The 24,209-nt window shown below is 58.5% G+C and carries 20 protein-coding genes; 16 read left to right on the top strand and 4 right to left on the bottom strand.

All coding sequences use genetic code 11. From position 1 onward, the window contains the following. Positions 1 to 45 precede the first annotated feature (45 nt). Genes B1C80_RS05495 through B1C80_RS05475 form a run of 5 tightly spaced genes read left to right on the top strand, consistent with a single transcriptional unit; the run spans position 46 to position 6,722 of the window. Complete coding sequence (locus B1C80_RS05495) at positions 46 to 2,442, top strand: TonB-dependent receptor (RefSeq protein WP_077920040.1); 2,397 nt, start codon at positions 46 to 48, stop codon at positions 2,440 to 2,442. After that, positions 2,442 to 3,512, top strand: a complete 1,071-nt coding sequence (locus tag B1C80_RS05490; protein WP_077920039.1) for a DUF4249 domain-containing protein — start codon at positions 2,442 to 2,444, stop codon at positions 3,510 to 3,512. The genes B1C80_RS05495 and B1C80_RS05490 overlap by 1 nt, the downstream gene beginning before the upstream one ends. Before the next feature lie 5 nt (positions 3,513 to 3,517). Beyond that, the gene (locus B1C80_RS05485) at positions 3,518 to 4,597 is read left to right on the top strand and encodes a DUF4249 domain-containing protein (protein WP_077920038.1); all 1,080 of its coding nucleotides are present in this window, start codon (positions 3,518 to 3,520) and stop codon (positions 4,595 to 4,597) included. A 7-nt stretch (positions 4,598 to 4,604) separates the two neighbouring features. Beyond that, positions 4,605 to 5,672 (top strand): DUF4249 domain-containing protein, encoded by a 1,068-nt coding sequence (locus tag B1C80_RS05480; RefSeq protein WP_077920037.1) that lies wholly within the window; start codon positions 4,605 to 4,607, stop codon positions 5,670 to 5,672. Positions 5,673 to 5,723: 51 nt separating this feature from the next. Next, positions 5,724 to 6,722, top strand: a complete 999-nt coding sequence (locus B1C80_RS05475) for a glycosyltransferase family 9 protein (protein WP_077920036.1) — start codon at positions 5,724 to 5,726, stop codon at positions 6,720 to 6,722. 9 nt (positions 6,723 to 6,731) lie between these two features. Here B1C80_RS05475 and B1C80_RS05470 read toward each other — a convergent pair whose 3' ends face one another. The 3 genes from B1C80_RS05470 to B1C80_RS05460 all read right to left on the bottom strand — a co-directional run bounded on the left by B1C80_RS05470 (position 6,732) and on the right by B1C80_RS05460 (position 9,726). Next, positions 6,732 to 7,775 (bottom strand): glycosyltransferase family 9 protein, encoded by a 1,044-nt coding sequence (locus B1C80_RS05470; protein ID WP_236648628.1) that lies wholly within the window; start codon positions 7,773 to 7,775, stop codon positions 6,732 to 6,734. Positions 7,776 to 7,862: 87 nt separating this feature from the next. Continuing rightward, positions 7,863 to 8,465, bottom strand: coding sequence for a DUF4254 domain-containing protein (locus B1C80_RS05465; RefSeq protein WP_077920034.1), 603 nt, complete (start codon positions 8,463 to 8,465; stop codon positions 7,863 to 7,865). Positions 8,466 to 8,496: 31 nt separating this feature from the next. Further along, positions 8,497 to 9,726: a molybdopterin molybdotransferase MoeA gene (locus tag B1C80_RS05460; RefSeq protein WP_077920033.1), complete on the bottom strand. Its 1,230-nt coding sequence runs from the start codon at positions 9,724 to 9,726 to the stop codon at positions 8,497 to 8,499. A gap of 222 nt (positions 9,727 to 9,948) precedes the next feature. On the opposite strand from B1C80_RS05460, the gene moaC reads away from it, so the two are divergent. The 8 genes from moaC to B1C80_RS05420 all read left to right on the top strand — a co-directional run bounded on the left by moaC (position 9,949) and on the right by B1C80_RS05420 (position 16,175). After that, positions 9,949 to 10,419, top strand: a complete 471-nt coding sequence (moaC, locus tag B1C80_RS05455) for a cyclic pyranopterin monophosphate synthase MoaC (RefSeq protein ID WP_077920032.1) — start codon at positions 9,949 to 9,951, stop codon at positions 10,417 to 10,419. 10 nt (positions 10,420 to 10,429) lie between these two features. After that, a complete protein-coding gene (locus B1C80_RS05450) occupies positions 10,430 to 10,993 on the top strand; it encodes an NTP transferase domain-containing protein (RefSeq protein ID WP_236648627.1) in 564 nt (187 codons plus the stop codon). A 79-nt stretch (positions 10,994 to 11,072) separates the two neighbouring features. Beyond that, positions 11,073 to 11,681 carry a hypothetical protein gene (locus B1C80_RS05445; RefSeq protein ID WP_077920031.1) on the top strand — a complete coding sequence of 203 codons (609 nt, stop codon included), beginning with the start codon at positions 11,073 to 11,075 and terminating at the stop codon, positions 11,679 to 11,681. A 68-nt stretch (positions 11,682 to 11,749) separates the two neighbouring features. After that, positions 11,750 to 12,238 carry a nucleoside deaminase gene (locus B1C80_RS05440; protein ID WP_077920030.1) on the top strand — a complete coding sequence of 163 codons (489 nt, stop codon included), beginning with the start codon at positions 11,750 to 11,752 and terminating at the stop codon, positions 12,236 to 12,238. Positions 12,239 to 12,337: 99 nt separating this feature from the next. Beyond that, positions 12,338 to 13,543, top strand: coding sequence for a DegT/DnrJ/EryC1/StrS aminotransferase family protein (locus tag B1C80_RS05435; RefSeq protein WP_236648626.1), 1,206 nt, complete (start codon positions 12,338 to 12,340; stop codon positions 13,541 to 13,543). A gap of 5 nt (positions 13,544 to 13,548) precedes the next feature. Then, the gene (locus tag B1C80_RS05430) at positions 13,549 to 14,661 is read left to right on the top strand and encodes an iron-containing alcohol dehydrogenase family protein (protein ID WP_077920028.1); all 1,113 of its coding nucleotides are present in this window, start codon (positions 13,549 to 13,551) and stop codon (positions 14,659 to 14,661) included. A 56-nt stretch (positions 14,662 to 14,717) separates the two neighbouring features. Continuing rightward, on the top strand, positions 14,718 to 15,479 hold the full coding sequence (gene kdsB, locus B1C80_RS05425) for a 3-deoxy-manno-octulosonate cytidylyltransferase (protein ID WP_077920027.1): 762 nt from the start codon (positions 14,718 to 14,720) through the stop codon (positions 15,477 to 15,479). A gap of 33 nt (positions 15,480 to 15,512) precedes the next feature. Further along, positions 15,513 to 16,175: a thiamine diphosphokinase gene (locus B1C80_RS05420; RefSeq protein ID WP_077920026.1), complete on the top strand. Its 663-nt coding sequence runs from the start codon at positions 15,513 to 15,515 to the stop codon at positions 16,173 to 16,175. A 25-nt stretch (positions 16,176 to 16,200) separates the two neighbouring features. Here B1C80_RS05420 and B1C80_RS05415 read toward each other — a convergent pair whose 3' ends face one another. After that, positions 16,201 to 20,211 carry a C25 family cysteine peptidase gene (locus B1C80_RS05415; protein WP_077920025.1) on the bottom strand — a complete coding sequence of 1,337 codons (4,011 nt, stop codon included), beginning with the start codon at positions 20,209 to 20,211 and terminating at the stop codon, positions 16,201 to 16,203. Positions 20,212 to 20,393: 182 nt separating this feature from the next. On the opposite strand from B1C80_RS05415, the gene B1C80_RS05410 reads away from it, so the two are divergent. The 3 genes from B1C80_RS05410 (at position 20,394) to B1C80_RS05400 (ending at position 24,164) form a co-directional block, all read left to right on the top strand. After that, positions 20,394 to 20,804: a PadR family transcriptional regulator gene (locus tag B1C80_RS05410; protein ID WP_077920024.1), complete on the top strand. Its 411-nt coding sequence runs from the start codon at positions 20,394 to 20,396 to the stop codon at positions 20,802 to 20,804. A gap of 48 nt (positions 20,805 to 20,852) precedes the next feature. Beyond that, positions 20,853 to 23,375: a GIN domain-containing protein gene (locus tag B1C80_RS05405; protein WP_077920023.1), complete on the top strand. Its 2,523-nt coding sequence runs from the start codon at positions 20,853 to 20,855 to the stop codon at positions 23,373 to 23,375. A gap of 213 nt (positions 23,376 to 23,588) precedes the next feature. After that, positions 23,589 to 24,164 (top strand): dihydrofolate reductase family protein, encoded by a 576-nt coding sequence (locus B1C80_RS05400; protein ID WP_077920022.1) that lies wholly within the window; start codon positions 23,589 to 23,591, stop codon positions 24,162 to 24,164. The last annotated feature ends 45 nt before the right edge of the window (positions 24,165 to 24,209 follow it).

The following is a 24,209-nucleotide window of genomic DNA, read 5'->3' as shown; positions in this document are numbered from 1 at the left end:
GTCAGCCGTCCGCTTTGGGCGGCTACCTGTTTCCTCTATTCCTCTATGCGCCTTCTTTACGTTCTGTCGGTTCTTGCCTGTTTGTTGACCGAAGCCGTTGCCCAGCAAAAAAACGCCATCGCCTATTCAGCCACCGGCTACGTTCGCGACGCCAAAACAGGCAAGCCAATTCAGGGTGTCAATATCGTTGTCATCAATGTATCCAAAGGCTACGTAACGGCCAAAGACGGCTTTTACGTGGTAACGATGCCCGCCGGCAACTACGTACTCAAGTTTACCCACGTAGGGTACCGGCCGCGCTACGATACAATCTCGCTCCAGAAACTGCTTTTCCGCGAGGTCTTCATGGAAGACGATGCCAAAGATCTGGAGGAGGTGGTAGTCACGAGCGAAACCCCCGACCGCAACGTCAGGAAGGTGGAGATCGGCGTATCGCAGCTGAGTATCCGCAGCATCCGTCGAATTCCGCCCCTGATGGGTGAAGTCGATGTGGTGCGGAGCCTGCTGCTGCTGCCGGGCGTTACCACCGTGGGCGAGGGGGCTCCCGGCTTCAACGTACGGGGTGGCAGCGCCGATCAGAACCTGGTGCTGTTCGATGATGCCCCGGTGTTCAACTCCAGCCACCTGATGGGCTTTTTCTCGGTGTTCAACCCGGATGTGGTGCGGGATGTAACGCTGAACCGGGGGGGCGTTGCGGCTGGCTACGGCGGCCGGGCGTCGTCGGTCCTGGACGTGAAGATCAAGGAGCCCGACGCCGAAAAATGGAGCCTGAACGGTGGGATAGGGCTGATTTCGAACCGGCTCGGCGTTGAGGGGCCCATCATCAAAAAAAAGCTGTCGTTTCTGGCTGCCGCCCGGGCGTCGTTCAACGATTTTCTGTTCAAGCTGGCGCCGGCCAACCTGCGCGGCACCAAAGCCAACTTTTACGACCTCACCACCAAAATCAAATTCCAGCCATCCGAGCAGCATACCATCACCCTGACCGGCTACGTGAGCACCGACGTGTTCAAGCTGGCGTCGGATTCGCTCTCGGGACAGGAAATCAATGCATCCTCGACCCAGTTCGATTACCAGACCACCAACGGGGTGCTACGCTGGAATTACTTTATCGGCCGTCAGCTGAACCTGGCTACCTCGGTTATTCTGAGCCGCTACCGGGCCAACCTCTCTTCGCCCGACTCGGCCAACGCGTTCGATCTGCGGTCGGGCATCTGGCACCGGCAAATCAAAACCGACCTGACCTATACGCCCGGCGACAATCACCAGTGGCAGGCAGGACTGAGCGCTATCGATTATCTGGTGCAGCCCAACACCCGAACCCCCGGCCCTTTTTCCAACGTGCTGCCGGTTGATCTGGCCCGCGAACAGGCCTATGAGCTGGCCGCTTATGTACAGGACGAGTGGAAAGTAAACACGGCGGTGTCGGTACTGGTGGGTCTGCGCTATTCAGCCCTGCTGAACCGCGGCCCGGCAACGGTGCGTACGTACCTGGAAAACGGCCCGCGCGAAGATGAAACGGTATCGTCGACCCAGACCTACGAGGCTGGCACGGTTTACCACCGGTCTGGGGGGCTGGAGCCGCGGTTGTCATTACGCTGGTCGGTGGGAGAAGGCCGATCCATCAAGGCGGGCTACAGCCGGCTTCGGCAGTACATCCAGCAGGTGACCAATACGACAGCCGCCCTGCCCACCTCGCGCTGGCACCTGAGCGACGTCTATACCAAGCCTCAGATTGCGGATCAGTGGTCGCTGGGGTATTTCCGAAATACGGCCGACAACGCCATCGAAGCGTCGGGGGAGATATATTACAAGCGCATCGCCAACGCCATCGACTACCGCGACGGGGCCGAGCTGCAACTGGCCGAAGCCGTTGAAACCCAGATTGTACAGGGGCGGGGTGAAGCCTACGGGTTCGAAGCCCTGCTGCGGAAGAATAAAGGCCGGTGGACGGGCTTTACGGCCTATACCTTCGCCCGTACGTTCCTGACCATGGACAGCCCGTTTCCCGTTGAACGGGTCAATAGTGGCCGGGCTTATCCGGCCAACTACGACAAGCCACACACGCTGAACGCCCTGGCCACGTACCGCCCCACGGCCTGGTTCAGCCTGTCGCTGAACTTTACCTACAGCACCGGACGGCCGATCACCCAGCCCTATGCTCGCGCCCGGATCAATGGGGTGTATGTGCCGATTTATGTCGACCGCAATCAGCAGCGCATTCCCGATTATCACCGGCTCGACTTCTCGATGACGTTCGAGCAGAATCCGCTCAAGAAAAAGCGGAATCAGAGCAGCTGGGTCTTTTCAATCTACAATGTGTACGCCCGTAAAAACGCGTATTCGATCTTTTACCGGCTCAATCCCCGCTCGTTCTCCGACGCCTACAAGCTATCCATTTTCGCTACGGCTTTCCCGTCGCTGACCTATAACTTCAGGTTCTGATGAAAGCACCTATCCGCTTATGGGTTGTGGCGTGGGCAGTACTGGCGCTGGTATTCTCCTGCATCAGGGAGTACCAGCCAGCCTCGGTAAGTACCAGCCCGAAACTGATCGTTGAAGGACAAGTCACCGACCAGCCCGGGCCATACACCGTTCGCCTGACCCGCACCGCCGACTACAGCATCCGCAGTATCAACTTGCTCGAAGAGGGCGCTACCGTTATCCTGGCCGATGATGCCGGCAACCGCGAAACGCTGCTCGAACAGGCTCCGGGTGGTACCTACCGAACCCGACCCGGCGGGTTACAGGGCGTGGCCGGCCGGCGGTATACGCTGACCATCACCACCCGGGCCGGGAAACGATACCAGTCCAGTGCCGAACTGCTGACAGCGGCTCCCCCCATAACCCGGGCGTATGCCGAATACCGGGCCGAGCCACTGGCGCTGACCCGCAGCGAGGTGAGTGGGTGGGATGTTTACATCGATACCAAAGACCCCGAAACGCCCGGTAACTTTTATCGCTACGAGTGGACCAACTACCAGGATACCGCATCCTGCGCCACGATTATCGACGACGTCCGGACGGGCGCTTACCATGACCTGCGCTGCTGTACGCCCTGCTGGGAGATTAACCGGTGTTACAACTGCCTCAACGTCAACTCAGATGTCAATATCAACGGCAAGACCCTGAGTCGACAGTTTATCATGCGGGTGCCCTACACGTCTCGGAAAACCTATTACCTCGAGATTGAGCAGCAGGCCATCAGCAAAGGCGCCTACGACTTCTGGAAACGTGTGCGGCAACTGACCCAAAACGTAGGTGGCCTCTTCGACGCGGCACCGGCGGTATCGGATGGGAATCTGCGCTGCATCAGCGACCCGGCCGAACCGGTTTTCGGCTACTTCAGCGCGACGGGGGTGACGGTGGTGCCGCTCCTGGTTAATCGACGGAATGCGCCGGGGCCGCCCGATGTGTCGCGCCCGGCTATTTTCCGCGTGCCGCCCGACCCCTGTGCCGTCTGCGAGAATACGATCTATCGAACCCCAAACAGGCCCCGCTGGTGGGTTGACTGAACCCAATGAGAACACGATTCACCCGACCAAAACGGAGCGGTCAGCTGGTCATTATCTGGCTGTTTCTGCTGGCTGGCTGCGTAACCGAATACCAACCCGAAACGCTCTCGCTGCCCCCTGGCCTCGTCGTAGAAGGACAGGTTACCGACCAGCCTGGGCCGTATACCGTTCGCCTGACCCGCACCGGTGACTACAGCAACCAGGGGTTCAACTTGCTCGAACAGGGTGCCACGCTGACTATCGAAGACAATGCGGGCAACCGGGAAACCCTGACCGAAGTGGCAGGCGGCACCTACCAGACCAAAGCAAATGGCCTGCGTGGCCTGGCCGGTCGACGTTATAAGCTGACCATTCTTACCAAAGCCGGCAAGCGCTATGAGTCCGACGCGGAGCTGCTCACGTCCGCTCCGCCCATACTAAAAGCCTACGCCGAATACCGGAACGAAGCCATTGCCGGAACGGCCAACCGCCGGCAGGGGTGGGATGTCTATATCGATACCCAGGACCCCGAAACCTCCGGTAACTTCTACCGCTGGGACTGGGTCCATTACGAGCCTGTCAGTGCCTGCGCGCGGGTGGTTGAAAACCCCAGAACCAACGCTTACCATGATTTGTACTGCTGTACGTTCTGCTGGGATATTGAACGCTGCTACAACTGTCTGAACGTGAACTCCGATGCGAGTATTAACGGGAAGGTGCTGAGCCGGCAGTTGATCACCCGGGTGCCGTTTACATCGACTCAGCCCTACTACCTCGAAATTGAGCAGCAGGCCATCAGTCAGGGGGCCTATACCTTCTGGAAGAGTGTTCGGGGCTTGGTGAATAATACGGGCGGCCTGTTCGACCCGGCTCCGGCCCTGGTACAGGGCAACATCCGAAACACCGCCGACGCGGCCGAACCCGTGTTTGGCTATTTTGGCGCTACCGGCATTTCGGTGGTGCCGCTCCGGGTCAACCGCTCCGACGTGCAGGGGGCTCCGCCAGCTCAGCCACAGCTTCTATTCCGTAGTCCGCCCGATCCCTGTTTTCCCTGTGAGAACAGCCCTTACCGAACTTCCGTTACCCCCCGCTGGTGGGTTTTCTAGGTCTGATATGAATCAACTAATCGCGTTTGTGCGCCAAGTATGGCTGGCCTGCCTGTCAGGTGTGTTGCTGGCTGGCTGCGTAACTGAATACCAGCCTGACAGCATCAGCCTGCCCCCTGCGCTCATTGTAGAAGGGCAGATCACCGACCAGCCCGGCCCCTATACCGTTCGGTTGAGTCGCACCGCCGATTACAGCATCCGAAGTGTAAACCTGCTCGAAGAAAAAGCCACGGTTACCCTGGCCGATAACGCCGGCAATCGGGAAACCCTTACCGAAACGTCGGCCGGCGTTTACCAGACCCGGGCAAACGGGGTGAGAGGGGTGGCTGGTCGACAGTATAAGCTGACCATTCAGACCCGGGCTGGTTTGCAGTTTGAGTCGCAGCCGGAACTGCTGACGGCCGCGCCACCCATCCTGAACGTGTATACCGAATACCGGAACGAAGCCATTGCCGGAACCACCAACCGCCGGCAGGGGTGGGATGTCTACATCGATACCAAAGACCCTGCCACACCCGGTAATTTCTACCGCTGGGAGTGGACCCACTACGAGCCGATCAGTGTTTGCCAGCGCACCGTCCGAACCGACGGGTCGTATACAGGACTAGGCTGCTGCAGCCAGTGCTGGGATATAGAGCGATGTTATAACTGCGTCAATACCAGCTCGGATGCGAACATCAACGGACAGGCTATCAGCAAACAGCTGATCATGCGGGCGCCCTACACCTCGTCGGCGCCTTATTATCTGGAGGTGCAGCAGCAGGCCATCAGCCAGGGGGCCTATGCGTTCTGGAAGAGCGTCCGGCAGCTGGTAGGCAATACGGGCGGTCTGTTCGATCCGGCACCGGCGCTGGTGCAGGGTAACATCCGCTGCGTCAGTGACCCATCTGTCCTGGCGTTCGGGTATTTTGGCGCAACGGGTGTATCCGAGCGGGGGTTCTACGTGGACCGGAGTGCCGGCCAGGGTACGCCCGACCTGGCTCCTCCCGTATTCGTGCCGCCCTTATCGCCCTGTGTTGTCTGCGAAAACAGCATCTACCGAACACCCAACAAACCGCGCTGGTGGGTCTATTGAACGGTTTGGACTGGCATAATAAATGCGATAGTTTTGTGGAAATGTATCAGCATGGCTTCCCCGGTAAAAATTCTGGTTCTGCAGTTCGCATCCATTGGCGATATGGTACTGGCTTCGCCGGTTGTGCGTTGTCTGAAACAGCAGATTCACCATGCCGAAATACATATCTGCACCAAACGGGCTTACCTGCCCATCGTTGAGCACAATCCATACATCGATAAGCGGCACTACGCTGGCGAGAGCCCAACCGAGCTGATTCAGCAACTTCGGGCCGAGCGGTTCGATCTGGTGGTCGACCTTCAGAACAATGTGCTGACGGCTTTCCTCAAAGCCGCGCTCATGACTCGCTCTTACAGCGTCAGGACGTTTCGGCTGAGGCAGTGGCTGTACCAGCGCTGGAAGGTCAACGTCATCCCGCCCCAGCACGTGGTAGACCGGTATTTTGAGGCACTGGCTCCGTTGGGTATTGAGGACGACGAAATGGGCCTCGACTACTTTATCCCGTATAAAGATCAGGTCGAGCCCGACTGGTTACCGGCTTCCCACCAGCATAACTACGTCGCCTACGCCATTGGCGGGCGGCATCAGACGGCGCGTATGCCCGTTGCCAAAATGGTGGAGCTTTGCCGAAAGATAAACTTCCCCATCGTGCTGCTGGGCGACAAAGCCGACCGCGTGTTTGGTGACGAAGTGGCGCGGGCGCTGGGAAATCAGCTGATTTACAATGCTTGTGGGCAATTCAATCTGAACCAATCGGCTTCCATTATTCAGGGCGCGCGGGTTGTTTTTAGCCACGACACGGGCCTGATGCAGATTGCGGCTGCGTTTGCCAAACGGGTCTACTCGATCTGGGGGAGTACCATGCCCGGTTTTGGGCGGTTTCCTTACCGTACGCCCTATGTCCGGCTCGAGAAGCTGGGCCTTAGCTGCCGTCCCTGTACGGTAGGCACCAACGGCACCTGCCCGCTCAAACACTTCCGGTGCATGAACGATATCTCGTTCGACTTTGTGGTGAAAGAACTGCAGAAGAAGAAAAAAAACTTCGAATAGCCCGGCCGGTTAGTGGGGCCGGCTGAGCAGCCCGAGTACCCGCTCCGCTACGGCACTGGCAGGAATATCGTTCAGGCAGGCCAGATCACCCCGCCAGCAGGGTTTGTTGCCGAAGACCGAACAGGGACGGCAGCTAAGCTGATCGGTAGAAACCTCAAGTACAGCTTCCGGCCCCTGACCCCAGGGGCCAAAACCGGCGTCGGTATGGGTAGCCCCCCAGATCGACAGCACCGGCACCCCACTTAATGCGGCCAGGTGCATATTTCCCGAGTCCATGCAGACCATACCGTTCAGCTGCTGAATCAGCGCCAGTTCGGCCGCCATCGATAGCTGGCCCGCCACCCGTATAGTTTGCGGAAAACGCCGTTGCAGGGCGTCCAGCTGCGCGATCTCGGCAGGCCCACCGCCGAATAGAAAGATCTGGATCGGACGGGTGGTGAGTAGTTTGTCCAGCAGCGGATCGAACCGATCAAAGGGCCACATCTTCTGCGGGTGCTGGGCAAAAGGAGCAATACCCAGCCAGGGGGCTTCAGGGATCAGCGTCTGCTTAGCCAGAAACGCTGTCAACTCCGACTCGGCCGGTGCGAATGACCCAAACCGAAACCGGGCATCCGGCCTGACGGTCAGGCCCGCGGTTTGGAACGTGTGTGCGTACCGCGCTACCGAATGGGGCAGCGCGCGCCGGATTTTGTTGTGCTTACGGGTCAGCGCTTTCTTGTCGGCGCGGCCTTTGTCAAGCGTTACGGCGGATACCCCCGTCAGGCGAAACAGGCTTTTGAGCACCATCGAACGCAGGTTCTGATGCAGATCAACGACCAGGTCGACCGGCTGTCGCTGCCGGAGTTCGGTAAACAGCCGCAGCAGGCCGGCAAAGCCCTGATAGGCACCGTCAAAGTCAACACCTACTACCTCCAGGTTGGGGAACTGCTGAAAAAATACGGCAAACCTGGGCCGGGTAACCAGCGTCAGCCGGGCGTCGGGATACTGCCGGGTAAACGCCTGCACGACCGGAGCCAGTAAGGCCACGTCGCCCATTGCCGAAAAACGAAGCAAAAGCAGGTGTTGTCTCAAGCGTAATGGAGTTCAACCGCGCAGGCGGCTCGGTTAGGAGTGGGGTGAAACCAGCAACAGACCAGCCGCTCAGGCTTGGCCGTACAGGACCGGGTTGAGCGTTGGGTCATTGTACATTTTCATCTGCCGGTACACTTTTATGAAGCGGTTACCGGCCTGAATATCGTCCAGCAGTTCGTCGAAACAGCGGGCCAGGTCGGCTTCCTGTTCGATCAGCACCGCCAGCTTGGCCAGGGCTTTCTGCTGGTGCTCGGCCGATACGTCGGGACGTTCGGTCTGCTCGCGGAAGTGATACAGTTTAAGCTGAAGGATCGACATCCGGTCGAGCAGCCAGGCGGGCGTTTCGGAGTTCATACGCGCCGTTGGCTGGGGGGTAATGGCCCGAAACTGCTCGTATAGATACGAGTCGATGAGTTCGACAGTATCAGTCCGGTCCTGATTCGACTGGTCGATCCGGCGCTTGATGGCAACCAACTCATCGGGGCTGATGGCTGGGCTGCGGATGATATCTTCCAGATGCCACTGTACAGTGTCTATCCAGTTTTTCCGATAAAGCAGTCCGGTCAGTTCGCTGGCCGGATACGGGTTTAGCAGGGGCGCGTCAACATGGTCGGTCTGGTGATAATCGCGGATACTCTGCCGGAAAATATCGTTGGCAATGGTGGCGTTCATAGGCGTAATTCAACCACAAAGATACAGGTTTCTACAGCGTTGACCATATCCGAAAGGCTTCGCCTGCGCTGAACTCGCTCTGGCCGGCCGGAAGTTCCATAAAGGCGTGGGCCTCCATCAGATTGGCAAAGTCTGCTGAGCCGGAGCCGGGGAGAGGGTGAGCCAGCAGTCGACCGTCGGGTTCGCTCGCCAGCCGTACGGGCAGGAAATACGTAATGGCCGGCGCGAATGTAAACGGTCGGGCGAGCTGCGCGTAGCGGGCTGGCTCGGGCGGTAAGCCGAGCGATGTACGCAGGTAGGGGAGCACGTAGCGGTAAGCACAGAGAATGGTTGATACGGGGTTGCCGGGCAGGGCGAAAACGGTGCGGGCCAGACCCGGCTGACCGGCGTTCATCGTGCCGAACCAGAGCGGCTTACCCGGGCGTTGCTCGATCTTGTGAAACTGTTTCTGTACGCCCAGCCGGGTCAGTACGGCAGGCACGAAGTCCGCTTTCCCGGCCGAAACGCCCCCGCTCAGGATCAGCACCTCGTTCTGATCCAGGAGCCGGGCCAGCTGATCCTGCAACACCTGCTCATCATCGATGATGTGATGCAGGGTGGCCGTAATCCCAAAAGAGGCCAGCGCAGCCCGGAGCATATACGTGTTCGACCGGCGAATCTGGTAAGGCAGTGGCGCATCGGCAACGTCGACCAGTTCGTCGCCGGTCGAGACCAGCGCTATGCGGGGCAGGGCCGTCACTTGTAAGGTAGCTGCTCCTACCGAGGCTGCTACGGCCAGTTCGGTCGGGCCGAGCCTGGTGCCGGCCGGAAGCAGCTCGTCGTTGGCACGCCGGTCGGTAGCCCGGGCGTGCACGTGCTGCCCCCGTTGCACATCGTCGATGGTAATGGTGGCCAGGCCATCGGCCAGGCTGAGGTCTTCGTACCGAATGACGGTATCGGTTCCGATGGGGAGCATGGCGCCGGTCATCGCTTCCAGGCACAAACCCGTTTCTGCCGACTGAGCCGAGGGATCCAGCGTAAGCGGGGGCTGTCCGGCGCGCTGCTGACCGGCTATCCGGAAGGTTCGCTGCCCGGACTGATAATCGGCAAACCGGATCGCAATGCCGTCCATAGCCACCCGGTCGAAAGGTGGGAAATCACGATCGGCCCGGATCGCTTCGCGCAGTACGCGCCCCCCCGCTTCGGTCAGCGAAACGGTTTCAGCGGCCAGTGGTAAAGGATATTGTTGGGTAAGCGCAAACGCGTCGTTGACAGAAAGCATACGTTTTTTGAATGATAAATGATGGACGAGAAATGATGAATGAGGGGGGATAGTAGAAACGGAACTGTGGGGAACAATGTATACCGAAAAGTGTAGAGTGAAAAATGAAGATTGGAAAATGAGCAAAAGCTTTTTACATTCATCATTCATCATTCATCATTCATCATTCATCATTCATCATTCATCATTCATCATTCATCATTCATCATTCATCATTCATCAATGTCTCTTTCGCATATTAACGCTGACGGTAATCCGGCGATGGTCGATGTGGGGGCCAAGGCCGTAACGCGCCGGACGGCCCGTGCCCGCAGCGTGGTCGAGCTGGGCGATGCCATCATGCAACACCTGGTTGGCTCCGACATACAGACCAAAAAAGGACCGGTTTTTCAGACGGCCATTATTGCCGGAACGATGGCCGCCAAACGGACCGACGAGCTGATTCCGCTCTGCCATTCGCTGGGGCTCGACAGTTGCCAGCTTACCATCACGACCGAGGGGTCAGCGGCCATTGTCGAGTGTCTGGTGTCGACCGAAGGAAAGACCGGGGTCGAGATGGAAGCGCTGGTTGGAGCGTCGGTGGCTGCGCTGACGATCTACGACATGTGCAAGGCGATGTCGCACGATATTACCATCCGCGAAACCCGTTTAGTCGAGAAAACCGGTGGCAAGCGCGACTTTAAACGGGACTAACCCGACGGGATTGAACGGGCTGATCCTGACTGGGGGACAAAGCCGTCGTATGGGGCAGGATAAGTCCCAGCTTGTTTACCACCAGAAGCCACAACGCGAACACCTGGCCGATCTGCTTCGTCCCTACTGTCAGGCCGTATTCTGGTCGGTCAACCCCGACCAGGCGGCTGCGCTTACCGATGATGGACAGCCGTTCATCGTCGATGCCTTGGCTATCCGCAGTCCGCTCAACGGGATCCTGTCGGCGTTTCGGCACGATCCATTGGCGGCCTGGCTGGTGGTGGCCTGCGACATGCCCCTGCTGACGAGTCGCTCGGTTGAGGCCCTGCTGACCAACCGCGACCCGACCCGGCTGGCCACGGTTTTTTACGACTCAACGGGGCAGGAACCCGAGCCGCTGCTGGGTATATACGAGCCGGCCTTTGCTGCGGTGGCCGATCGGGCCGTAGCCGAGGGACAGCTGTCGCCCCGGCAGATTCTCCAGTCGCAGCCCGTTCAGCTGCTGACTGTTCCCGATGTTCGGGAGCTGACCAACGTAAACGACCTGGTAGCCCGCCACGCGCTGATTCGCTAAACCATCCGGTCTATGAAGCGGTTTATTGAGTTCCGTTTGGCGCCCTTCCACTGGCGTAAACCGAACGGTATACACCACTATGCACACACTTCATCGGGTACTTCTTACCGTTGGGTCGGTCCTGCTGGGCAACTCCGTGTCGGCCCAGCGCGCCGAAGCCCCAACTGACCTGCGCCAGTTCAGCGAACAGCGCCTGCGCCATCAGAAAACGCTTGGCCTGGCGCTGGGGAGTTATGCCCTGGCCAACATTGCCGCAGGCAGTATTGCGGCCGGACAAACCTCGGGGCAAACCAGATATTTTCACCAGATGAATGTGTACTGGAATCTATTTAACCTGGGTATTGCGGGCGCGGGCTTGCTGGGGGGGCGTAAACGCAGCGCCGGGGGCGAAACGCTGGCCGATGCGGTGCGGCAGCACGAAAACCTGAAACAGCTGCTGCTGGTCAACGCGGGGCTGGATGTGGCCTATGTGGTGGGCGGGGCTTACCTGCGTCAGCGGGGCGATATAAAGCCGGACAAAGCCGACCAGCTACGGGGATATGGCTCATCGGTCATGGTGCAGGGGGGCTTCCTGCTGGCTTTTGATCTGGTCAATTATTTTATCGCCAAAAATCGGGGCGACCGACAGGAACGGCTCCTGCTATCGGCCGGGCCATCGGGCGTCGGTGTGATCGTACCTATCCGATAAAGTTAGTCCGAACCGATTGTTGTCCGGCGCCGGTCAATTACCGGAGGCCGGGCGTTTACTGCTAGTTTATGACGACAAGAACCGTAAAAACCGACGAGGATTTTCTGCGCGAAGCCATCCAGATGGCCCGCGAAGGAATGAAAACCGGGCAGGGTGGCCCCTTTGGCTGCGTCATTGTCCGCAACGGCGAAATTGTTGGCCGGGGCTGTAACCGGGTTACCTCAACCAACGACCCGACCGCCCATGCCGAAGTCGAAGCCATCCGGGATGCCTGCCGGAATCTGGGCTCGTTTCAGCTCAGCGACTGTACGTTATACACCTCCTGCGAGCCCTGTCCGATGTGTCTGGGGGCCATTTACTGGGCCAGACCCAGCCGGATCGTATACGGCGCTTTTCACTCCGACGCGGCCGGTGCCGGTTTCGATGATCAGTTCATCTATGAGGAGATCGACAAGCCCCGCGAGCAACGCTCAATTCCGATGCAGCAGTGTCTGCGGCAGGAGGCCGATGCCGTTTTTCGGGAGTGGATCGGGTGGGAGGGGCGTATACGTTACTAGCGAAAAGGACGTACCGGTAACGGTTGAAAAAACGTACTTTTGCTGAAAATTAACCGGCTCCGGCCCCTGGCCCCAAGCCGATAACGTATTGTCTGTCTCATGCCTGGAATGGAATTCTTCGGCGCCCTGGAGCGCACCGAAATCAACGACGTCCTCGAAACGGGTATCCTGTTTCGTTACAATCACGAAGCCCAGCGAAACAACATCTACAAGGCCCGCGAGTTTGAAGCCGAAGTGGCCAAACTGGTGGGGGCCAACTACGCCCATGCCGTATCGAGCGGATCGACAGCCGCGCTCTGTGCCATGGTAGCGGCCGGAATCGGGGCTGGCGACGAGGTGATTGTGCCCCCGTTTACGTACATCGCTACCATAGAGGCCGTGCTGATGGTGGGCGCTCTGCCCGTTTTCGCCGATATCGATGATACGCTTTGCCTGAGTGCCGATAGTATCCGCCGGGCCATTACGCCCCGTACCAAAGGCGTTTGCCTGGTGCATATGTGCGGGCAAATGGCCGATATGGATGCCATCATGGCGGTTATCAACGAACATAAGCTGGTGCTGGTCGAAGATGCCGGTCAGGCCATGGGAGCCAGCTACAAAGGGGTGTCGACGGGCCTCTGGGGCAAAACCGGCGCCTATTCATTCGACTTCTTCAAGATTGCCACGGCAGGTGAGGGGGGCGTGATGGTAACCAACGACGAGCAGGCCTATAAACATGCCGATTCGTTCTCGGACCATGGCCACGATCATATCGGTACCAACCGGGGTATGGAACAGCACCCGATTCTGGGCTTCAACTACCGGATTAGCGAGCTACATGCCGCCGTTGGACTAGTGCAGACGCGTCGGGTGCCGGACATCATCCAGAAGAACAATGCCCACAAGAAGCAGCTGATGGCCACGCTGGGCGCGATTCCGGGGGTGTCGTTTGCGCGCATTCCCGATCCCGATGGCGACTCGGCTACCTTCCTCAATCTGCTGCTGCCCGATACCGAATCGGCCGGGCGGGTACTGGCAGAACTGAACGCAGCCGGGGTCGGTGGATTCAACTACTGGTTCACCAACATGTACCATTTCATCAACCAGTGGGACCATATCAAACAGATGCGGACGGCGTCGGCGCTGCCTATCGAAAAGTTTGGCGCTCCCCAGGATTATAACAGCCTCGATTTGCCCGGCGCTCAGTCGGTAATCGGACGGCTTATTTCGTTTGGTATCCGGGCGAGCTGGACAACCGACGAGGTAGCCGCCCTGGCCGAAAACGTGGGTACAGCCATCCGTAAAGCCATCCTTATCGAAGCCTAAGCCACATGACCACCACCGTACCAACCGCCACCCGACCCACGCACAAGAATTTCAAAGGCATCGAAAAAACCGTGTTCGGACGGGGTAGCTTCGATCAGCTCGATGAGATTCTGGCTCCCCACCGGGCCGAGAATGAAGGCTATTTCGTTTTTCTGGTCGATAATTACTTTAAAGGTAAATCTCTCGAGAATCGGGTGCCGGCACATGACGAGGATTTGACCTACTACATCAGTGTAGAAGAACACGAGCCCACCACCCAGCAGATCGACGAACTCCGCGACGAAATTCTGGCCACACGCGGCCTGCCGTCCGGGGTTGTCGGGATTGGGGGCGGCAGCATCATGGATATTGCCAAGGCGCTGTCGCTGATGATCACCAACGAAGGGTCTTCAACGCTGTATCAGGGACTTAACCTCATCAAAAAACCAGGTGTCTATCATGTGGGGGTGCCTACGATTTCGGGTACCGGCGCCGAGGTGTCCATGACCGCCGTACTGACCGGGCCGGTTAAGAAGCTGGGCCTTAAGTGCGAATGGACCGTTTTCAACCAGATTATTCTCGATCCGGACTTGATTGCCAGCGTACCCCGCAACTGGTGGTTCTATACCGGTATGGATACCTATATCCACTGCATCGAGTCGGAAAATGGTCGTATGAACAACGCTTACTCCCACGCCTTTGCCGAGCAGTCGCTTAAGCTTTGCCGGGAGGTATTTCTGGGTAATCAGTCCGGACAGACGCCCGAAAACGACGAGAAGCTGATGGTCGCTTCGCTTATGGGCGGGCTTAGCCTGACCTATTCAGAAGTGGGGGTGTGCCACGCGCTCAGTTACGGCCTGTCCAAAATTCTGGGTACCCGTCACTGTTACGCCAACTGTCTGATCATGAATCATCTGGCCGACTATTACCCCGAAGGCGTAGCGGAGTTCAGGCAGATGGTGGCTTACCACCAGATCGATTTGCCGCAGGGGCTATCGGCCGAGTGGAGCGACGAGACGCTGACCCGGATGGCTGAGGTGTCATATAACCTGCCGCATATGTGGCTGCACGCCATCGGCCCCCACTGGCAGGACGTAATAACCATTGATTTGCTGAAGGACCTGTTCCGGCGGCTGTAGCTGGTTTTGCCGGAGCGGGCATATCCCGCTTCGGCAAAACCAATTTCTTTGTTTCTATGATAATTGGCATTATTCCGGCCCGGTACGGCTCAACGCGTTTTCCGGGCAAACCGCTGGCCGATATTGGCGGCAAACCAATGATTGTTCGTGTGCTCGAGCAGGCCTGGCAGGCCCAGTTGCTGGACCGGGTTGTCGTCGCTACCGACGATGAACGCATTGCCGAAGTCGTTCGGCAGGCAGGTGGCGAGGTGGCGATGACCCACTCCGACCACGTAAACGGTACCCAGCGTTGCCAGGAAGCCTATGCGCAACTGGCCGGGACGGGCAGCCTGTCAGCTCCCGGGCCTCATTACGTCGTTAATATACAGGGCGATGAGCCGTTTATTAACCCCGCTCAGATCGATGAGCTGGCGGCTGTCCTCGACGGATCGGTAGAGCTGGCCACCCAGATGTCGCCCGTCGAGTCGGCGGAGATACTGCACAGTACGGGCGAGGTTAAAATTGTCCTGAACGCGAAACAGGAAGCGCTCTATTTCAGTCGTCAGCCGATTCCGTTCTTCCGTGATCTTGATCCGGCGCGCTGGCACGAGCACCACCCGTACCAGCGGCATGTGGGCCTGTATGGCTACCGGGCCGATATACTCGAAAAAATTGCCGCTCTGCCCATCATGCCCCTTCAGCAGGCTGAATCGCTGGAGCAGCTGGCCTGGCTGGAAGCGGGGTACTGTATCAAACTGGTAACAACCGTACACCAGAGCCAGGCCGTAGATGACCCCTCCGACATCGACCGGGCTTTGCAGAGTAGCCGGCAGGGCTAAAATCGTCGTCGTTCTCACGCTGTTTATTTTCGTATGTCGTCTCATCATATCGTTCGTGACAAGCAGGAGCCGGCTTTGCTGATCGCCAACGGCGAAGCCTGCCAGCCCGAACTGCTTGGCCAGCTGCTCGAGTGGAGTCCAACGGTGGTAGTGCTCGACAGTGCTATCTGGCGGGTGCTCGATCTGGGTATTAAAGTAGACGTGCTGCTGGGCGACTTCGACCGGGATCTCGACCTGGCAACCATCCGGGCGCAGCAGTACCCGCTCGACGTGGTTCACACGCCTGATCAGGATAAAACCGATCTGGAAAAAGGAATAGAGTACCTGATCGGCCGGGGTTATCCGGCTGTCAATATCATCTGGGCAACGGGTCGGCGGGCCGACCATAGTCTGACCAACATGACCAATATTGTCCGGTACAAAGACCAGATCCGGATTGTCATGCTCGACGACCACTCCCGCATTTTTCCGCTGGTGGGTCGATTCGAGAAATGGTACGAAGCGGGCACGCCACTCTCCTTGGTTCCGGTCGGGACGGTAACCGGCATTACTACCGAAGGACTGAAATACAACGTACAGAACGATACCATGACCCTCGGCTATCGGACGGGAAGCAGCAACGAAGCAGCCGCCGACGGCTTCGTTCGTGTCGAAGCCCGGACCGGCGATCTGCTGCTCATGGAGTGCTGGGACTAACCGCTGACGGGGCGCTGGAGCCGGGCTAGGGCACCCGTACCAGTCGGCCGTGGGGGAGTGGGGGTGCGGGCACTACCCAGCCATCGTTGATCATCAATCGGTACAGATACACACCCGCCGGCACGTCCTCGCCGGTGTCGGCGCGCCCGTCCCATACCCATTCATTCAGCCCAACCCGGACCGGGCGGCCGGTCGTACTACTGCGCAGATGCCGGACCGGTCGACCCATAAGATCCGTAATGACAAGCTGAACCTCGTTTGGGGCGCCTTCGCCTGTGAGCGAAAACGAGAAAACAAGCTGATCGCGGAACGGATTGGGGTAAGCGGTAAAATCGGTAAGCGCCGGGGTTCGTACCACCCGAAACCGCGTTCGATAGGGTACAGCCGCGTTCCGGACAGCATCCTGCGCCGTAGCGATCAGGCCATAGTCGCCTTCAGCCAGAGACGCCAACTGGTACCGCACCCGGAATACGTTATCGGCACCGGCTGGCTGAATCCGGGCGTTTGTCCAGCCAAGCCGTTCCCAGCTTAACTGCCCGGGGCGTTGCAGCAAGAGCGCCATGCCCGTCGTGTCGCACCGGCGTAGCGACCGGTTATCATCAGCCACCAGGATGTCCAGTACGGGATTGGCCGACACGACGGCACCCTCATTGATCCGGGTCCCGTCGAACGCCACTTCCAGCAGCGGAGCCAGTTGATCGGCCTGAACCGGCAGGGGCAGATCAAGCGTATTGTTCAGCAGCGAATACTCGGCTTGCAGGCTGGGGTTGACCGTCATCATGAGCCGGTTCAGACCGGGTATCGACACGGTCGGTACGCGCACCGTAAACCGGGTCGTATCGCCGGGAGCGGGGGCTTTAATCCGGAACCGACTGAGTTGGGGCTGGGGGAGATGGGCCCCGTAAAGAACCTGCTGCACGACCAGAGAGTCCTGGAAAGGATGCGGACTGAGGTTGGCGAAGGACACCGGAATCGCTACACTGTCACCCTGGCGCAGGTCATTCGTCGCTATGGCTGTCGATAGCCAGACCTGTCCTTCAGGCAGGCCTTTGTCGGCCGCGGCCGGATGGTAGGTAAACTGTGCCGACTGCCAGGAAGCCTCCGCCGGCAGGACGGGCCGTACGCGCCAGAAATAGCGGGTCGGTGCCGGGCCGGTGAGCGTAGCCGGTACCGACAGGCCGTTCTTGGCCGAGAGCTGCCAGGATAGCCGACCGGGACTGGTAAACCGGGCACTCGTGTCGAGTTCAACCGTATACAACTGCTGAGGCTGACCAAATGGCTGGGCAATGAGCCGAATTTGCCGCTCGGCCACAACCGCCGACATCGGCGGGTAGATAAGCCGGGGTAGCTGGCCGGGTACGGGTAGCTCGGCCTGTAGCTGATTGTTGGTCCGATTCACTTCCGGAATCGCATCAGCGCGGTCGGCCGGGTTCACCGACAGGTCGAATCGGTTGGCGCCTTCGGTAGTACGCTCATTCGGAATGGTCAGGCTTATGGTGTCGCGGTAGGCAACGGTGCCTGGCCAGCTCAGGTTGTACACGCCCGATTCGCGGCCCTGGATAAACCGGCGTATCCGTATCGGCAACCGGCCGGCCTGATAGCGACCAGTGTTCTGGATGACTACCCGAATCGTGACCGAATCGCTGGCGCTGGTCAAAGCCGCGCCGTTCGGTCCTTCAACCCGTAGTCCACCTGGCACGAACCCATAGTCGGGGGTGGGAAACGGGAATGGGCGGATAGCAGGGTCGCCCTGTAAAACCATTTGCTGGGCATTGGCCAGGGCCAGACCGGTCGGGGTTTGGGTCAGAATGCGCCGGATGGTTTCCTGCTGAAGCTGCCCGATGGACCGGTCGAGCCAGGTGCTGTCGGTCAGCAGGCCGTAAAACACGGTGCTGTACTGATCGAGGGTGTTCACGTAACCGAGGTGACTTTGGGCAATGGCCGCGATGGCTCCCCGTTCGGGCGTCAGTATCCAGTCGGTGGTGAGGGTGGGGCGTCCGAAGAAGAAATTGCCGATAGCGCAGCCATTGATCAGCAGAACCGGGTAGCGGCCGCGGTTCCGGTAACCCAGCGCATCATCTGAGCAGAAACCAATATTCAAATCGGTCACCGACAGGCCCGCGTGACCGAAAAACGTAATCAGACCAAGGCCTTCGTTCACCTGCGGGGCGATATTGAGGTCTTCGGTGGGGGCCGTGGTTTGTTTGTTTAGGGTTGCTACCCGAGCGCCCAGCGCGGCTCTCGTGGCCTGGCGCCCGTAGGCATCGACCAGCGACCTGAATAACCTGGATTCGTCGGGTGAAGTGCCTCCGCTGAGGTGGAGCAGCTGTTTGCGCCAGGGCGTGTCGGACGGGAGCTGTTCGTATTCGATTACCTTGTTCAGGTAAGCCAGTACATCGTCCGGGGTGGCGGCATTGATACGGCCTGTTGGCAGGCGGGGGACGTCGCGGAGGGCACCGTCCAGACCCGCCGTCAGCGCTGCGTCCGAGCTGGGGAACCCCATCGTCATGACCAGGTCCAGCCCGGCCTGGTCGGGGTTGTGCCGCACCCCCGCTGCACTGCGGCTCCGGCCCAGCAGCAACAGAAATTCGGGCAGTGCCGCGCCGGATGCCCGACTCTGCCGCAGGAGCTGATCAACAAAACGCCGGATGGCCAGGGGGTGCCGTTCGCCGTAGCTGTACTGATCGATCAGCTGCGCCATGGTCACGGTCAGCGTATCGAACCCGCCCCCCTCGACCGACGCCCGGTAAGCGGCATAGGCCCGTACGGCGTTGGCACTACGGACCGTTGGCCGCATCAGATTTTCGTGGGTGACGATCAGATAGGTAGGCCGCCGATTGCGCCAGTCGACGAACGTGACGGGCCGAATGGCCGGGATCGGGTCGACCTGGCTACTGCAAAGAATGATCCGCTCCTGATCGGAGCCGGGTACGATGAGCCGGGCCGTGGTGCCGGACTGCCGGTGCTGGATCAGCGTAGGCACGTTGGGGTCTGTGATGTCGAAAAAGCGGGCCGTGGCCGGAACGTCCAGGACAACGAGCCGCGACCGACCGGCCGAATGGGGCGGCAGCCTGAACAAACAACGCGGCTGGTTATTGGCCGTGAGCCGCTGCGGATAGCGAAGCCGCAGGTACGACAGGGAGTAGCGGTTTCCATCGGCGGCTGCGGTCGATACCAGCAACTGATTGTCGGAACCGACGTCCTGCCAGCCGAGGGTGTCGCGGAGGTGGGCGTTGCCGTAGAGAGAAAAAGTGGCCGACCCGAACAGCCGCTGGGTGCCAGCCGCTGGCCCCACCCGCCCCTCCACCCGGTGGGCTGTGTAGTCGCGGCCGGTCAGCAGGATGTCGATCTGGGGGGGCGGGCCCGATCGATAGGCGTTGGGCAGTACCAGACTGGTAACGTAAGGGAGGGTCTGCAGAATGACGCCCGTATGCCCTTCGCCCGGCTCGTAGTGACTGTATTCTATCTTAGGGGGAATCCCGGCCGCATAACCCGGGTAGGTATCGGTAAACAGGCGTAACTCCTCCGCCCAGTGGTACTCGACCGGGTTCAGGTCTGAAGCCACCGTGTCGGTAGCGGTAACCATCCGCCGACCCGCGGGGCCGCCCGGTCGCCAGGTCAGAAAATAAGCGGTCGTGTCGCTAAACAGGCTGTAGTAAGCATGGGGCTGCGCCGGTCCGGGCTGGTCAGCGTCGCTCCGGTAAAGCGCCGAATCGGCCAGACCATCGTTGCCGCGCCCATAAAACTCGATGTAGTCGTCCGGATCGAAGCGGCCATCGGTTTCGTCTACTACCCGGATGGCCTGCTCTTTTCCCCGATGAAACAACTGTATGGTCTTTGGATCGATGGCCTGTACAACAACCCCCCGTTTTTGCAGGTCCAGGCTCGTGATGCGGTACAGACCCGATTGAACTATGGGAATTTTGTAGTAAGATTGACTGTAGGTAATCCACTCATTACCAGCTGGTGAGGGCTGAGCTGAGATAGCTGAGCCAACGAGCCAGCAGAGCATCGTAAGGGCATATAGTCGAAGCATAGTGGTGGGTAATGAATCGAAATATACATACCATTTTAACTTGTGTACAAAAGGCGTCTGCCGTTCAGCCCGTTCTAGCACCATTAATCATGGAAAAGAAAGATATTTAATAAAGTACCTTGTATCGCATAGTACCTTATGCTACCTTTGATGCATCAAGTTTAACGCAATCCCGTACACCGATGAATATAGAAAATGCTCAGGTGCAGATGCGCAAGGGAATATTGGAGTTCTGCATTCTGCACATCATATCGCGGGGCGAGGTATATGCCTCCGATATGCTCGACGAGCTAACCTCCGCCCGAATCATGGTGGTGGAAGGTACGCTCTACCCGCTGCTGACCCGTCTGAAAAATGCCGGCCTGCTCGACTATAAATGGGTAGAATCGACCTCCGGACCGCCCCGTAAGTATTATATCCTGACCGACCTGGGCCGTAACTCGCTCGATGCGCTGAACGACACCTGGCAGGAGTTATCCGAGTCGGTACATTCTATCGTGAGCAAGACCGACCAGCACCGCAAGCCCGCTAATGGAAACACCCCCGTTGCGGCATCCGTCGATCCCGTCAATCCTTCCTCTGCAACCAACTAACCCGACCTAAACCAGTAAAAGGACCGGACTGAAGTCCGGGTTACGACCATGAAAAAGACAATCAGCATCAACATCAGTGGTGTCATCTTCCACATCGAAGAGGATGGCTATGATAAACTGAGAAATTACCTGACGTCGGTTCAGCAGTATTTCTCAACCTACGAAGACAGCCAGGAGATTGTGACTGACATAGAGAACCGAATTGCCGAAAAACTGCTGGCCAAGCTGAAAGCAACCGGTAATCAGGTGGTTTCGCTCGATGACGTCAACGAACTGGTGGCGGCCATGGGTACGGTTTCTGACTTCGAAGCGGTAGAAGAAGAAGAGGTACTGGTTACCAACGGCGGGCGCAATTCGGCGTTCAGCAGTGGTACCAAAGCGCCCGGAGCCGCGGCCACGATGGCTGGGGGAAGCTCATCGTCTGCCTACGGCGGCTCATCGGGCGAGGCTTATGGTGAACCCCGCCGACTGGTGCGCGACCTGCGCCGGAAAACCCTGGGCGGGGTAGCCGCCGGTCTGGCCCATTACTTCAACATCGACGTAGTCTGGATACGGCTCATCTTTCTAACCCTGTTTCTGGCGCTGCCGCCGGTTGGCGATGGGGCCGGAGCCAGCGTATCGGGCTTCGCTCTGTTCATCTACATTGCCATGTGGATTGCACTGCCGGGCGTGATGACCATTGAAGAAGACAAGACGGTGAAGAAGTTTTACCGGAACCCCGAAGATAAAGTACTGGGCGGGGTAGCGTCGGGTATCGCAGCTTACTTCGGCATCGACACGGGGGTCGTACGGCTGCTGTTCGTGCTGGGTATCGTATTCTTCGGGGTAGGCTTTCTGCTGTACGTCGTTCTGTGGATGGTAGCGCCAACGGCCAAAACGCTGACCGAGAAGATGGAAATGCAGGGGCAGCCCATTACACTCTCGAACATCGAGTCGAGCATCAAGCAGAACCTGAATATCAACGAGTCGCCGAATAACGAAAGCACCCTGACCCGTATTCTGCTGTTCCCTTTCCGGGCCATCGCCACGATCATTGGGGGCCTTGGCAGTGCACTCGGTCCCTTGCTGAACGGCGTCGTGGCGGTAATCCGGGTCTTCGCCGGGATTATCTGTCTGGTGGTAGCGTTCGCGCTGATGATTGCCTGTCTGGCCGTAACGGGAGCCGCCTTCGGTATTGAGTCGGGCGCGGAGTTCGGTGATATTCCGATCGGATTTGTGCGGGGCGACATTACCATGCCCATGATTGTAGCGGCCTTCGCCGTTGGTATGATTCAGGCCTTCGCCGTGGCAGTACTCGGTATCATGCTCATCACTACGCGGCCGATTATCAGCAGCCGTACCGCGCTGACGCTGGGCGGGGTTTATCTGGTGAGCCTGGTCATTCTGCTGGGTACCGTTAGTCCGCTGATCAACAGTTTCCAGCGGAGTGGTACCGTCGAAGAAACCAGGACGCTGACCGTAGCGGCTGCCATCCCGACCTTCGACCTGACCGAAATGGATGAGGACAACTGGCGTCCCTCTATCGAGCTGAAAGGCTACGAAGGCACCGCGATCAGCCTCGTACAGCGTTTTCGGGCACAGGGCAGCAGCCGCGCCAATGCGCAGGAAAATGCCCGCCAGATCGACTACCGCTATACGGTGCGCGATTCAGTCATTGCGTTTGAAAATGCCATCACCCTGAAACCCAAATCACGCTTCCGGGCCCAGGATCTGGATATGGAAGTGATGCTGCCTTATGAGAAACCGTTCCGTATGTCCAAAGACTTTGCCCTGTTTATCCGGAATGAATTTGGGGGGAAAGAACTTGACCGGATGGAAGCCAGCGTCTGGAAGTTTACCAAGAACGACGGACTGGTTTGTCTCAACTTCCCCCGCGAAAAAGACCGCAGCTACGACGGTAACGATGAGGACAACGACGTAACCGACCTGACCGACGACGTACAGAATGCCGTAGCCAACGAGCTGGGCGACGATTTCGACGACATCGGTAGCAACACCCGCCAGTTCAACGTGAGCAATTTCTCGAAAGTAGACGTGGGCGGGGCTTTCGTGGTGCGGTTCCGCAAAGGCGATACGTATAAAGTAGTGGCCGACGGCCGCGAAGAGGATCTCGAAGATGTCAGCGTGAAGGTCAGTGGCAATACCCTCGACGTGTCGGTCGATCGGCGGGGTATCTTCGACTGGAACAACCGGAAGCGCATAGGGCTGACAATTACCGTGCCCTCGATTGACGAGCTGAAACTATCGGGCGCATCGAAGGCGAACCTGACCGGCTTCGGCGCCTACAATAAGCTGAACATTGGTATGAGCGGAGCCTGCCGTACGGTTTTTGACGGAGATGTCACTAACCTGACCATCGATCTGTCGGGGGCATCGAACATTGTGCTACGGGGCCGGGCCACCCAGGTAGAAGCTGATCTGAGCGGAGCCAGTAAAATCGAAGCCACCAGCATGCAGATCGACAAGGCTACTATCGATGCCAGCGGAGCCAGCCATGCAACCCTGGGTCAGGTCGGTTCGCTGGACTCCGAAACGTCGGGAGCCAGTAAGGTGACCAGATACAACGACTAGTTCATTCAACTGTAAAAAAGCCGCGGCTCCGATCTATGGTCGGGGCCGCGACTTTTTTAGGGATCGTATGATCAGCCGAATTGGTAAACCGTGGCCGGTCCATAAGGGCCCGGGCCGGTACGCTGGTAATGTCGCAAAAACACCGCTCCAAAGGCGCATACACAACCCGTCCGTAGTGGCTGTCGACACTATTTTTGTAGAAAAAACAGCGACATGAGAAAACTAAAGCTTCAGGTTCAAATGACCGTCGACGGCTACATAGGCGGTCCTAACGGCGAAATGGACTGGATGACTTTCGACTGGGACGATGCCCTGAAGGAGTATGTAAAAGAACTGACTGACCCCGTAGACTGTATTGTGCTGGGCCGAAAACTGGCCGAAGGGTTCATCCCATACTGGGCCTCTGTGGCGGCTAATCCTGACAATCCGGATTATGAAGCCGGGCAGAAATTTACCCACACCAGCAAGGTCGTTTTCTCTAGAACCCTCAGCCAGTCGATCTGGGAGAATACAGCGGTAGCCACTGGTTCGCTTGTCGACGAGATCGGGCGCCTGAAAGCACAGGCCGGTCAGGATATCATTGTATACGGAGGAGCCAGCTTCGTTTCGTCACTGATCCGGGAGGGATTGATCGATGAGCTGCACTTGCTGATCAACCCGGCGGCCATTGGACGCGGACTCCCCATCTTTGGCGAGGCCGATGGAAAACGGAATCTACAACTGGTAAAAACCGTTCCGTTCGATTGCGGCATCGTGCTCATGCAGTACGTACCCGAGCGCACTCAATAACAAAAACCGCTCCCTTTCTGTGGTCATCAACAGATGCCATAGAAA

Origin of the sequence: Spirosoma sp. 209, assembly GCF_002006735.1 — a bacterium.
GTDB classification, from domain to species: domain Bacteria; phylum Bacteroidota; class Bacteroidia; order Cytophagales; family Spirosomataceae; genus Spirosoma; species Spirosoma sordidisoli.
Note: the sequence above shows the minus strand (reverse complement) of the source record. Positions and strands in the feature narration are given on the sequence as shown.

Excerpts from the sequence above, each read along its gene's own strand:
- B1C80_RS05495 (WP_077920040.1), top strand. The coding sequence starts at position 46 with ATGCGCCTTCTTTACGTTCTGTCGGTTCTTGCCTGTTTGTTGACCGAA.
- B1C80_RS05490 (WP_077920039.1), top strand. The coding sequence starts at position 2,442 with ATGAAAGCACCTATCCGCTTATGGGTTGTGGCGTGGGCAGTACTGGCG.
- B1C80_RS05485 (WP_077920038.1), top strand. The coding sequence starts at position 3,518 with ATGAGAACACGATTCACCCGACCAAAACGGAGCGGTCAGCTGGTCATT.
- B1C80_RS05480 (WP_077920037.1), top strand. The coding sequence starts at position 4,605 with ATGAATCAACTAATCGCGTTTGTGCGCCAAGTATGGCTGGCCTGCCTG.
- B1C80_RS05475 (WP_077920036.1), top strand. The coding sequence starts at position 5,724 with ATGGCTTCCCCGGTAAAAATTCTGGTTCTGCAGTTCGCATCCATTGGC.
- B1C80_RS05465 (WP_077920034.1), bottom strand. The coding sequence starts at position 8,465 with ATGAACGCCACCATTGCCAACGATATTTTCCGGCAGAGTATCCGCGAT.
- B1C80_RS05460 (WP_077920033.1), bottom strand. The coding sequence starts at position 9,726 with ATGCTTTCTGTCAACGACGCGTTTGCGCTTACCCAACAATATCCTTTA.
- moaC (WP_077920032.1), top strand. The coding sequence starts at position 9,949 with ATGTCTCTTTCGCATATTAACGCTGACGGTAATCCGGCGATGGTCGAT.
- B1C80_RS05445 (WP_077920031.1), top strand. The coding sequence starts at position 11,073 with ATGCACACACTTCATCGGGTACTTCTTACCGTTGGGTCGGTCCTGCTG.
- B1C80_RS05440 (WP_077920030.1), top strand. The coding sequence starts at position 11,750 with ATGACGACAAGAACCGTAAAAACCGACGAGGATTTTCTGCGCGAAGCC.
- B1C80_RS05435 (WP_236648626.1), top strand. The coding sequence starts at position 12,338 with ATGCCTGGAATGGAATTCTTCGGCGCCCTGGAGCGCACCGAAATCAAC.
- B1C80_RS05430 (WP_077920028.1), top strand. The coding sequence starts at position 13,549 with ATGACCACCACCGTACCAACCGCCACCCGACCCACGCACAAGAATTTC.
- kdsB (WP_077920027.1), top strand. The coding sequence starts at position 14,718 with ATGATAATTGGCATTATTCCGGCCCGGTACGGCTCAACGCGTTTTCCG.
- B1C80_RS05420 (WP_077920026.1), top strand. The coding sequence starts at position 15,513 with ATGTCGTCTCATCATATCGTTCGTGACAAGCAGGAGCCGGCTTTGCTG.
- B1C80_RS05415 (WP_077920025.1), bottom strand. The coding sequence starts at position 20,211 with ATGCTTCGACTATATGCCCTTACGATGCTCTGCTGGCTCGTTGGCTCA.
- B1C80_RS05410 (WP_077920024.1), top strand. The coding sequence starts at position 20,394 with ATGAATATAGAAAATGCTCAGGTGCAGATGCGCAAGGGAATATTGGAG.
- B1C80_RS05405 (WP_077920023.1), top strand. The coding sequence starts at position 20,853 with ATGAAAAAGACAATCAGCATCAACATCAGTGGTGTCATCTTCCACATC.
- B1C80_RS05400 (WP_077920022.1), top strand. The coding sequence starts at position 23,589 with ATGAGAAAACTAAAGCTTCAGGTTCAAATGACCGTCGACGGCTACATA.